The sequence below is a fragment of the Acetobacter sp. genome, from assembly GCF_047721705.1.
In the GTDB taxonomy this organism is placed as follows: Bacteria; Pseudomonadota; Alphaproteobacteria; order Acetobacterales; family Acetobacteraceae; genus Acetobacter.
In genome coordinates, this window is record NZ_JBDNXK010000096.1 from 1 (window position 1) to 11,131 (window position 11,131).

Here is an 11,131-nt window from a genome sequence, read left to right on the forward strand (position 1 = left end):
ATTAAATATAGTGAATTTTAATTCATTGATATAATTACATATAATTTAAATAAATCGATAAAAAGCGATCCATTTCATTTTATAATGCATATCAATATCGTTGTTTGTTGACATCAACACTCCCTCATGCGTCAATACGACGGCGTTCATGAGGAACGCTTCAAACAGGAAATTGAGTAACGCCCCATGCTGACCGCACGAATGTGTAGCAAGACCCGCTGTCGGGTCAGTCACGGCGCTTCATCCGGAAGCACCATCTTCCCTTAATATGTCGGCAGGCCTCCTGCCGATTACCTGATACATCTCAGGAAAGCAGGTTGATCATGTATAATTCCCAGACCATCGAAGTCGACGGAACATTCGTCGGCACCATCATCCTTGATGCAGAGCATCGGCCTCAACGCTTTTATGCCGCCCATGATAGCGTGCGCCCCCTCCATGACCGCATCCTTTCGGAGCGAGATGATTTTCTTCGGGAAGTCATGCGCCAGTTTCGAAGCGGGCAGGATCAAGCAACCCCGCATGCTTCCGCCTTATGGCAGTCATAATCCCGATCATACGGCACTTTCATTCAATCACTGGCCGTCTTCCGTCCTTTATAAAATCACGGAAGCCGGTTCCAGTGTGATGCCCCTCTTTTAATCTTCGCCATCTACCCGGATCAGAATCCGGCCATGCGCCTTGCCGTCCATCAAGGCGTGTGCAGCATCTATCGCCTCTGACAGGGGATACTCGCTGACTACACTTTCCAGTCGCGTCACATCAATCAGTTGCGCAAGACGGTTCCACGCTTCCACACGCTCCTCTTTAGGGCACATGGCGCTATCCACGCCCAACAGACTCACACCGCGCAGAATGAACGGCGCAACTGTCAGTGGCAGATCCATGCCACCCGCAAGACCACAGGCCGCAACGGCTCCCCGATAACGGATAGCCGCACAGACAGAAGCCAGCACCTGCCCTCCCACCACATCGATGGCGGCGGCCCATTCAGCTTTTTCGAGAGGACGGCTTTTCTTTTCGAAAGGCGCACGGCTGATGACCCGACTGGCACCCAGACTTTCAAGATAGGCCTGCTCAGACGAACGGCCTGTCACCGCTACTACTTCATGACCCAGCGTAGACAACAGCATCACGGCAAGGCTGCCCACACCTCCGGATGCACCCGTCACCAGAACCGGCCCATCCACTTGCTTGCCGATGGGAAGCACACCCGCCCGTTCCAGCGCCATCACACACAGTATGGCCGTGTAACCTGCCGTCCCGAGAATCATGACCTGACGTGCAGTAAAGCCTGAAGGCAATGGAAGCAGCCATGCGGCATTCACCCGCGCCAATTGGGCCAGACCGCCCCAGTGCTTTTCTCCCACCCCCCAGCCATTCAGAAGCACCTTGTCACCCGGACGAAAATCAGCAGAACGCGATTCCACGACCGTTCCGGCAAAATCAATACCCGGAATCATCGGCCAGATTTTGACGATCGGACCTTTTCCCGTGATAGCAAGGGCATCTTTGTAATTAAGGGTCGACCATTCCACCCTCACCAACACATCGCCGTCCGGCAGCTGATCTTCCGTGATCTGACGCAGCGAGACGTCACTACCGGCATCGGTTTTTTCAATCATCACCGCGTTGAACATCGTTTTTCCTGCTTTATCAGCGACCGGTCACTTCATGATCAGGGGGAAAAGCCTCATCCCGCATTCCCTCGGGTCCGTAGAACGAGGCGTAGGTCCATTACTGCTTGACGAGCTGCGCGCGCGCCTCACCATTCGGGTAGGCCTTGGTGTGCAGATTGACGTAGACCTGTCCGGCCTCAAGCGCCTGCACCTGCTCGCTGGCAAGTTTCACCTTGCCTTTCAGTGGGCTGGTGTAAGGACCGTCGATCGGCGCGAGCACGCCTGCATCCTGATCGGGAGCCGCCGGGCCATGGAAATGGGCAGCATCGACCGGTCCAGTCAGACCGCTCCAGCGGATGCTGTAAGACAGTTCATTGGTCTGCGGATTGAGAGAAGCATGCACCTCTCCGTCCGGATGTGAGTTCGCGCTATGCTCGCCTGTAATATGCCCCATGAACATTTCATGGTGGCCGCCCGCGACGGCGAATGGCGTCGAAGCCGCCATGAACGACGCAGCCATTAGGGCCATGGGAACTGTTTTTCTGAAAAACATATGAGAATGCTCCCTGTTTCGCGCCCTCGTCCTGAGGACGCGCGATGACAATACAGAAAGCAACGCGGCAACAATGATGTTGTTGGGAGAACACTGTAAATTTACCGTGCGCTAACGGTTGCGGCGCACAGTGGAGGGTGTTTCTTCAAGGGAGAACCCCATGACCAGTTCAGCAAGCCTGAGTGGCACCAGCTACGATCTGCTCGCCATCCAGCATCGCGCCCGCACTTCCGCTGCACCGACCAAGGTTGCCGACACCACGATCAACGCCACCGCAAAACGTGGGCACGGCAGCGATGTGTCGATTGGTCTCGACGCGACCGGCAATGTGATCACCAGCGACAGCACGGAAAAAAGCGGGAAGAAGTCCTCTTCTTCCGCAGTCAATCTCTTCGGCTGACCACCCGTCAGCTAACCTGCCGGAGACTCCATGGCGTGCCTTCGGCTTCCGGCGGCTCCACCACCATCGGCGTAGCGTTCGGCAGCCGGACATTGGCAGGCAGACGCATGGCCGAACGCAGCGCACGAAAGAGTGCGCCATGCGCGACGATCAGCACCGCTTCATCGCCAACCAGCGCACGGTTGACGGCTGCAACGGCACGATCACGCAGAAACGCGAATGGTTCCGCACCCGGTGGGGTATAAAAACCCTCGATCCAGTCGTCATACCATTCGCCCATTGGACGACCTTCCTGCTCACCGAAGCAGACTTCTTCCAGCCCGATATCCATCGTCAGAACAGGACGGACACCGTACTGCGCGTGCAGGGCTTCAGCAGCGATTTCCGCTGTACGCAGCGCACGCGCCAGAGGTGACGAGACGATGCGTGTGATCTTCAGCGGCCCTTCGGCCTGCTGAGCGAGAATCTGTCCCGCTTTCCGCGCCTGTTCCAACCCGGTCTGGTTCAGAGGGATGTCAGTGCGCCCCTGCGAGAGCCCCTGCTTGTTCCAGTCCGTCTCGCCATGACGGAGATACCAGTAGCGTTTCGGAGTAATCACGGAAGGCCAGCCTTTGGTCTGATCAGTCGAACAGCGAGGACACCGAGCTTTCGTCGGAGACCGCACGCATGGCGCGTGCCAGAAGACCCGAAATGGTGATCTGACGGATATTGTGCGCCGCTTTCACCGCATCGGTCGCCGGAATACTGTCGGTCAGCGTCAGCATCTCGATGCGCGAGTTGGTAATACGCTCGACGGCTTTTCCGGTCAGGACACCGTGCGTCACATAAGCGCCGACCGAAGCCGCGCCGTTGGCGAGAATGGCCTCCGCCGCGTTGCAGAGCGAGCCACCGCTATCGACGATGTCGTCCACGAGCAGACAGTGACGTCCTTTCACATCACCGATGACATTCATCACCTCGGACACGCCAGCACGCTCGCGGCGCTTGTCGATAATGGCCAGATCGGTGTTGAGACGCTGTGCGAGCTGACGCGCACGCACCACGCCACCAACATCCGGCGAGACGATCATCAGATCGCGGTCGCCGTAGCGTTCCTTGATGTCGCGCACGAAGAGCGGCGCGGCATAAAGGTTGTCCACCGGAACGTCGAAGAAGCCCTGAATCTGCATCGCGTGCAGATCCAGCGTCAGCACGCGGTCAGCACCGGCCTCGACCAGAAGATTGGCCACCAGTTTCGCGCTGATCGGCGTGCGGGGACCGGACTTACGATCCTGACGGGCATAACCGAAATAAGGCATGACGGCCGTGATGCGGCGTGCCGATCCACGACGCAGGGCGTCGAGCATGATCAGCAGTTCCATCAGATTATCATTGGTTGGTGTGCAGGTGCTCTGGACGACGAACACGTCCTCACCACGCACGTTCTCGAAAATCTCGACAAAGATTTCCATGTCAGCAAAGCGACGCACAGAGACGTTGCAAAGTGACATGTTCAGCTCGGCGGCCACGGCCTCGGCGAGCGGTAGGTTGCTGTTACAAGCGACGATCTTCATCAGCCGACTTTCCCGTGAAACTGCCCCACACAACCCGGACCCGGGCGTTGCGGGCCTTCTAGCAACGCGTTGCCGGTCTGTCATCTGAGGGCGGGACGAAATCAGGTCGTTTCGCCGCAGAGTGTGTTCTGATCACACATGCGCGAGCATGGATTCGAGTCGCAGCGAGTGCGCCGGCAGGTCTGCGAACTGTTCGGCGCGACAGGTCATCACAATGATCTGCAATCGTTGCGCGGCGTCCGTCAGAATGTCGAACAGCGTGGTCATCCGGCCCGCATCCGAGAAGCATAATGCATCGTCCAGCACCAGCATGGCCGGACGGCCCTGCGCCCGCAGAAGATCAGCAAAACCAAGGCGCACCAGCACGGCGATCTGCTCGCGCGTGCCGTCCGAAAGGCGCTGCACATCCTCCTCCGTACGCCCGCGCACGAGACCACTGACGGAAAAGTCCGTATTCACCCGCGCACTCGAACGGGGAAACAGCATTTCGATGGCAGGCTGGACCACACGGGTCAGCGGCGCGAGGTAACGTTCCGTCGTTTCACGCTCCGCTTCCTTCAGTGTGTCCCGCAGGAGACGCAATACCTCTATGTTTCGTTCGCATGCCTCGCGTTCCGTGCAATGACGGTCGATGTCGCGCTGGCACGCGGCGATCGCTTCGTCCAGCCCCTCGCCTTCAGCAGCCCGCACCGCAGTCTGCCTGCGCACAAAATCCTCGCGTAGCCGGACAAGCTTTTCCTGCCGTCCTCTGACCTGCTCCTCCAGCCGGCCGATCGCTGCTTCCACAAGCGATTCCGACTCTTCCGGCCTGTCCGCGTTCAGCCGTTCCTTCGCCCGCTCCGCCTGATCAAGAGTGGTCTGTACCTTCCGCAACTGTTCCTCGAGCGCCGCATCAGGCAGGCGCGCCTGCTCGGCGTCCTCCTCCGCCTGCAACCGCTCGCATTCCTGCTTGTGATGGCGAGCTTTCTCCGTGCTGACGGTCAGAAGCTCTCGCGCAAGAGTCTGGTCGGCTGTCGGCTCCCGCAGCGCATCCCGTGCCCGCGCAACATCCTGTTCGACCGCCTGACACGCTCTCTTCGCTTCCGCCAAACAAACCCGCGCATCGTCCATTGTGGCTGGAGACACCGCCTCCGCATCTGTCGTGAACTGCGCCAAGGCCGCATCGCAGTTCGCAATACACTGCCGCAAATGGGAGGTCGCACGCTCCGGCGACGCTGCCGCTTCCGCTGGCAATCCTACCAGAGCGGCCTTCAGCCGTTCCTCGGCAACGCGTCCATCCTGCTCCGCCTGTCGCCGCCGCGCCATTTCCGCATGAACAGCACTCAGATCGGCACAGCCGACATCCGCCAAAGCTTTCTGGAACGTCTGACGCGCGCGCGCCACGGCCTCCTGCATCGCCCCTCGATCACGGATGGCTGGCAGGATACGGAACGTGCCAATGCCTTCAATATGCAGTTCAGTAGGATCGATCAGCGCAAGATGACCATCGCTGGCAGGCTGGCCGTTCAGGCGGACCCGCCCCGCAACACCCGGCTCAAGCACAATATCCAGCCCTGTCGCCTGTGCATCCAGCGCCGTCGTAGCCTTGTGCAGCGCCTGTTCCGCCGCCTCGATCCCCTTCAGTCGCTTCTCATCGACCTTGCAGGCCGCCAGAATCGCCCGGCTCTCCTCAGCCTCCCGGTACAGGACTTCGAGGCGGGAAAGTCGACTCTGGGCCGCAGCCCTTTCCTCTGACAGACGCAACCGTTCGACGTGCCGTTCCGCCTTTGTCACGGCTTCCATGGAAACCGCGCGCGCCTGCTCGGATTTAGCGAGATGAGCGTGATGACGCGCCAACACGTCGTCCGCTTCCCGCAGCCGCACTTCCGCCTGACGGCATTCCTCTTCTGCTGTCAGGCACGCTTTCCGCACTATGGCGAGGCGTGCGCGCCGCTCGGTCCGGCGCATCTGTTCGCCACGATAACGGTGCAGTTCACGATCAGCTTCATGCACGGCAGCCTGCGCCTGTGCCTTCTGCATTGCGAACCGCAGGAGGCGTTCCTTCTTCGCCTTGGCCTGATCGAGTTCTTCCTGTTCCGCTTTCTGGCGCTCGGGATCGTTCTCGCGTTCAAGCAGCCTGCGGCTCATGTCCAGATCCGCCAGATCCTGCTCCAGCGTGCGACGACGGGTCTCCAGAACATCCAGCCTGCGCGAGGCTTCCTGCTCTCCTTCCAAAGCGAGCGCGTAGTTCCCCTTCGGCTTGCCGTGGCCATTGAGCAGCTCGCCGAGATCGTCCTGCACACGCTTGAGAATACGGCCCGCATCCGCGCCGCCGGTGATTTCGTCGAGATCCACCGCCAGACAGGACTGCACGCTTTGTCGTGCCGTGTCGCACAGATCAGGTTGCGCAAAACTGCTGCCCTGTTCGACCCAGAGCGTCCCTAACAGCCCGTCCGCTTCGCCGCGCTTGACCGCATCAAGACCGAGAAGCGACTGGACGCGGGCTTCGGCGTCATCGTTTTCCAGCACACGCCCATCTTCAGACAGACGCGCATAGTTACGACCGAGAAACTGCTTTTCCATGCTGTACTGGGCGCCACCCAGCGTGAAATCAGCGCGGATGCGTGGAGAACCCCCATCATAGGGCGCCAGATCCTTGATGGCCTGCGTCTTGGAACTGAACTTGTAGAGAAACAGCGCCCGTAACGCCGCCAGCATCGTCGATTTGCCAGACTCGTTCGGCGCGGCCAGAAGATTGAGGCCCGGCCCCAGACCATCGAGACGGCATATCCCGCTGAACCGTCTGAACCGCTCGACTTCCAGAGCCGTAAAGACAAGACCATCGTTGCTCATGCGCGCTTCTCCTTCTGCCAGAGAACGGCCAGCCGTTGTAGTGCGGCGCGGGCGTGCTGCTGTTGCGGACCACCCGTTGCGCTCATTTCCTGCAGACGGGCGGCGGCACGGCTGACAACACCCGCCTCGCCGAATGTTGCGAGATCGGCGTCGGACGTGACCAGTTCGGGCATCCGCTCCATGCGAAGCAGGCAGAGACCATCGCCCACATCGCCAAGAATTCGTTCCTCAAAGGCCGTCATGTCTTCAAGCGTGAGATGCCCATCGACCGCCAGCGACACCAGCACCGAACTCAGCTTCTGCACATCCAGCGAACGCAGGCGGTTTTCAAGCGCATCGATATCGTCGAACGACATCACCGTGTCCTGCATCGTGTGCCATGAGAAATGACCGACCCTGTGAGGCACAATGGTCGGGACCGCATTCGGACCGTCGATGGACACGACCAGCGCGGAACCACCGCCGTCGCCTCCCTTGGCGAAACCGTCAGACTCCGGCGTGCCGGAATAAGCACAGCGATCGCCAATACGGTTGAAACCATGCCAGTCGCCCAGCGCCAGATAGGCCAATCCAGCGCGAGCCGGACGGTCGATCGCAATCAGGTTCGGCTGGTCTCCATCGCCTCCGAACTCGCGCACCGAGCCATGCGCCAGCCCGATCCGCATTGCTCCTTCCGGCGTTGCGGCCTCATCCATCCACGCTGTGGGATCACTGGTCGTATGACGACGCATCAGGACGGAAGGAAGCAGCCAGACCTGCTGATCCGGTGTCAACGCCACCGGCTCCGGCGAAAGATGCAGGTAGACAGTCTCCGGCAATGTCAGCCGTTTCACACGTTCCCACACGCCATTCGGCTGATGAAAATCATGATTGCCGGGAATCAGATGCCAGCGCAGATCGGGAAATTCCCGCATCCTTTGCAATGGCTGACGCAGCGTGCGGTCCGTCGGGCTTTCATAATCGTAAATATCGCCCGCCACGAGCACATCGCTCGCGCCCTGTTGCCGCGCCAGTTCTCCGAGCCGGCTGATGACGTCGATCCGTGCCTGCTGCAGGATGTGAAGCCTGTCATCTGGGGCAAAGTTGAAGGTCTTGCCGATCTGCCAGTCGGAACTGTGCACAAAACGCATGCTGTCATCTCTCCTGCCGGATGCATTCCGTCATAGCAGAGAGAACGAAGCAGGCACACCGGCTGCCGTTTATAGCCCCAACTCAGACAGACCGGGATGATCGTCGGGACGACGCCCCGGTGGCCAATGAAACAGGCGATGGGAAGCGTTGATGGGAAGATCGTTGATGGAAGCCAGACGACGGCACATGAGGCCTTCCGCATCAAACTCCCAGTTTTCATTGCCATATGAACGGAACCACTGACCGCGCTCATCATGCCATTCGTAAGCGAAGCGCACGGCTATGCGGTTGTCACGAAACGCCCAGACTTCCTTGATCAGACGATAATCCTGCTCGCGCGTCCACTTCTCACACAGGAAAGCGACAATCGCCTCCCGTCCCTGAAGGAACGTGTCGCGATTACGCCATACACTGTCAGGCGTGTAAGCCAACGCGACCTTTTCCGGCTGCTGGCTGTTCCACGCATCTTCCGCCAGCCGTGTCTTCAGCACGGCCGTTTCTGCGTCAAAAGGCGGGTATGGTGGACGGGACATGAATATCTCCAGATCAGGGCAAGAAGGCCGTCCTATTTGCCCGGGTAAAGCCGACGCACCACTTTTTCCATCGTCAATCCCTGCACGATGATGGTGAACACCACCACGCCATAGCAGATCGGCAACAGAAGATTGCGCAGGTCACTGGGGGGCAACGCCAGAGCCAGCGCGATGGAAATCCCGCCCCGCAGACCGCCCCATGTCAGAATGGCCAGCATTTTCCGGCGCTCTTCATGACGACGGTAAAGGGGAGCCATCGCCAGAAATACGCTCAGCGCCCGTATCGCAATGGTCAGCGGAATGACGACCAGCATGGCTGAGAACGAGAAAATATGCGGCGGCACATCGAGAATCTCGAACCCGATCAGCAGGAACAGGATAACGTTCAGCACCTCGTCCAGCAGGCTCCATGCGAGATCAAGTTCCTTGCGGCTCTCATCGTCAAAAATCGATTGCCCGTATTTCGTGCCGAGGCACAGGCCCGCGATAACGACGGCCACAGGACCGGAAACATGAAGATGCATCGCCAGACTGTAGGTTCCGGTCGCCAAGGCGAGTGACACGAGAAGATTGATGTGCGGATCACGGATTCCGCGCAGCACGCCAAGCGCCAGCCAGCCAAGGGCAATTCCCAACGCCACGCCGCCGGCTGCCTCGCGGACAAAACGTATGACCATGTCCAGCGTCGTCACGCTTTCGACCTGCCCGGTCGCAAGGCCGAACGCCACGCCGAAGATGACAATGCTCACACCGTCATTGAGCAGACTTTCACCGGCGAAGATCGCCCGAAGTGGCGCAGGCAGCCCCGCCCGTTTCAGCATCCCGACCACCGAAACCGGATCGGTCGGCGCAAGGATCGAGCCCAACAGGACACACCACGAAAACGGAATACGCGCTCCCAGAAACGGGAACACCAGCCACACGGCGCCAGCCAGAAGAATCACAGCCAGCACCGTCCCAAGAACGGACAGCGTGGCAATGGACGGAAGTTTCGACCAGAACTGCCGTAGATCCACCCCCAACGCCCCGGCGAAGAGCAGCACGCACAGAGCGCCGTTCAGCAGGGCTTCCGGCAGGTTGACCGCTCCCAGCATCTTCTGCGGCAACTGAAGCAGATCATATCCGGGGATAAACGGATTGAGCACCAGAATCACGAGGCACACGATGAGGGAAATGACCAGAACGCCAATGGTCATTGGCAACCTGAACAGCCATGCGTTCAGGATGCTGAAAGACGCAGACAACGTAAGAAGCACAGCGACGAGCGTGATGGTATCCATGCTTCCGCGTCGCGGTACAACCTCCTCAGTGTCAAGTATTTTCAGACGGCAGACGAGCCGCCGCCATGCTTCGTTACAATGAGTGTTTCATCCATGCGCCACAAGGCATGAAAGGACGGATTCGACGGCCTTATGCCTCCACAAATTCCTCGGCCCGATAGCCCTGCGCGAACAGGGCGGCTCGCAGGGTTCCATGCTCGATGCGGTTGACGATTTCCTTCCGCACGACCGGCTTGGCATGAAACGCCATGCCGAGCCCGGCGGCACGCAGCATGGGCAGGTCATTTGCACCATCGCCAATGGTCAGCGCACTGCTGAGAGGCGCACCCGACGTTAAGGCAATGCGGATCAGATGCTGCAATTTGGCGTCCGGTCCAAGGATGGGCTCCCTGACGGTGCCCGTAAGCGTGTCACCGGACAGATTCAGAATATTGGCATGATTTTCCACAAAACCGCACAACTCACCGACACGACTGGTGAACCACGTGAAGCCACCAGAAACGAGCGCGGTTACGGCGCCATGAGCGTTCATGGTCCGCACCAGCGTCTGCGCACCAGCGTTGATCTTCACATCCTTCCATGCCTCTTCCAGCAGGGAAGCGGGCAGACCCTTCAACAATGCGACGCGATTGCGCAGCGAGGTCTGGAAGTCGATCTCGCCATTCATCGAACGGCGGGTCACGGCGGCAACCTCTTCACCGATACCCGGACGGAGCCGTTCCGCGTGGGCCGCGACATCATCCAGCGTCTCGTTGGCGACGGTCGTGCTGTCCATGTCTGCGACCAGAATCTTTTTCCGGCGTCCCGCCGCAGGCCCATACAGCACATCGACCGGACGATCGCCGAGCCCGAAGCGGATGGCGTCGATCTGCGCTGGCGTGAGGGGGCCACAGGCTATATCGACGGCCTCACCCGGAGAAAGAGGAATAGCCTCACCACCAGCGGCCAGCGTGCTGGCCAGTTCGATATCGTGGGACGTGAGGGTCGTGGCTTCGCGGTTCGCGACGAGTGTCAGGATGGCGCTCATGATGATGCTGCGTGTGACAGGGTTGGCGGCAGGAGGCAAGCGACGAGATGATGAACAAAACGGACAGCAGACGTGCAGCGCTGATTGTGGCAGGCCCCACATGCTCCGGAAAATCCGCCCTCGCGCTGGCCGTGGGCGAACATCTGAACGGCACCGTCATCAATGCCGATTCCATGCAGGTCTATCACGAACTGCACATTCTC

The 11,131-nt window shown here is 59.5% G+C and carries 13 protein-coding genes; 3 read left to right on the forward strand and 10 right to left on the reverse strand.

Annotation, left to right across the window (positions count from 1 at the left end; all coding sequences use genetic code 11):
* Positions 1-45: 45 nt before the first annotated feature.
* Positions 46-234 (reverse strand): hypothetical protein, encoded by a 189-nt coding sequence (locus ABF824_RS13540; RefSeq protein WP_415489535.1) that lies wholly within the window; start codon positions 232-234, stop codon positions 46-48.
* An 89-nt stretch (positions 235-323) separates the two neighbouring features.
* On the opposite strand from ABF824_RS13540, the gene ABF824_RS13545 reads away from it, so the two are divergent.
* A complete protein-coding gene (locus ABF824_RS13545; RefSeq protein WP_415489536.1) occupies positions 324-548 on the forward strand; it encodes a hypothetical protein in 225 nt (74 codons plus the stop codon).
* Between the two features lie 90 nt (positions 549-638).
* On the opposite strand, the gene ABF824_RS13550 is transcribed toward ABF824_RS13545, so the two are convergent.
* Both ABF824_RS13550 and ABF824_RS13555 read right to left on the reverse strand, forming a co-directional pair.
* Positions 639-1,640 carry an MDR family oxidoreductase gene (locus tag ABF824_RS13550; RefSeq protein ID WP_415489537.1) on the reverse strand — a complete coding sequence of 334 codons (1,002 nt, stop codon included), beginning with the start codon at positions 1,638-1,640 and terminating at the stop codon, positions 639-641.
* A gap of 97 nt (positions 1,641-1,737) precedes the next feature.
* Complete coding sequence (locus tag ABF824_RS13555) at positions 1,738-2,148, reverse strand: CHRD domain-containing protein (RefSeq protein WP_415489538.1); 411 nt, start codon at positions 2,146-2,148, stop codon at positions 1,738-1,740.
* Between the two features lie 184 nt (positions 2,149-2,332).
* Here ABF824_RS13555 and ABF824_RS13560 point away from each other — a divergent pair, with 184 nt between their 5' ends.
* Positions 2,333-2,572, forward strand: a complete 240-nt coding sequence (locus ABF824_RS13560; protein ID WP_415489539.1) for a hypothetical protein — start codon at positions 2,333-2,335, stop codon at positions 2,570-2,572.
* 7 nt (positions 2,573-2,579) lie between these two features.
* Here ABF824_RS13560 and ABF824_RS13565 read toward each other — a convergent pair whose 3' ends face one another.
* From ABF824_RS13565 to serB, 7 genes are all read right to left on the reverse strand, one after another.
* Positions 2,580-3,170, reverse strand: coding sequence for a histidine phosphatase family protein (locus ABF824_RS13565; RefSeq protein WP_415489540.1), 591 nt, complete (start codon positions 3,168-3,170; stop codon positions 2,580-2,582).
* A 22-nt stretch (positions 3,171-3,192) separates the two neighbouring features.
* On the reverse strand, positions 3,193-4,125 hold the full coding sequence (locus tag ABF824_RS13570) for a ribose-phosphate pyrophosphokinase (RefSeq protein WP_415489541.1): 933 nt from the start codon (positions 4,123-4,125) through the stop codon (positions 3,193-3,195).
* Between the two features lie 132 nt (positions 4,126-4,257).
* Entirely contained in the window at positions 4,258-6,957 is a 2,700-nt protein-coding gene (locus tag ABF824_RS13575) for an AAA family ATPase (protein WP_415489542.1), read from the reverse strand.
* The gene (locus tag ABF824_RS13580) at positions 6,954-8,087 is read right to left on the reverse strand and encodes a metallophosphoesterase family protein (protein ID WP_415489543.1); all 1,134 of its coding nucleotides are present in this window, start codon (positions 8,085-8,087) and stop codon (positions 6,954-6,956) included. The genes ABF824_RS13575 and ABF824_RS13580 overlap by 4 nt, the downstream gene beginning before the upstream one ends.
* Before the next feature lie 69 nt (positions 8,088-8,156).
* Positions 8,157-8,621, reverse strand: a complete 465-nt coding sequence (locus ABF824_RS13585) for a DUF1348 family protein (RefSeq protein WP_415489544.1) — start codon at positions 8,619-8,621, stop codon at positions 8,157-8,159.
* A 32-nt stretch (positions 8,622-8,653) separates the two neighbouring features.
* Positions 8,654-9,901 (reverse strand): cation:proton antiporter, encoded by a 1,248-nt coding sequence (locus ABF824_RS13590; protein WP_415489545.1) that lies wholly within the window; start codon positions 9,899-9,901, stop codon positions 8,654-8,656.
* 130 nt (positions 9,902-10,031) lie between these two features.
* On the reverse strand, positions 10,032-10,928 hold the full coding sequence (gene serB / locus ABF824_RS13595) for a phosphoserine phosphatase SerB (protein ID WP_415489546.1): 897 nt from the start codon (positions 10,926-10,928) through the stop codon (positions 10,032-10,034).
* A 50-nt stretch (positions 10,929-10,978) separates the two neighbouring features.
* Between serB and ABF824_RS13600 the strand changes: the two genes are divergently transcribed.
* Positions 10,979-11,131: isopentenyl transferase family protein (locus tag ABF824_RS13600; protein WP_415489547.1), on the forward strand; the 153-nt coding region annotated here is incomplete at its 3' end.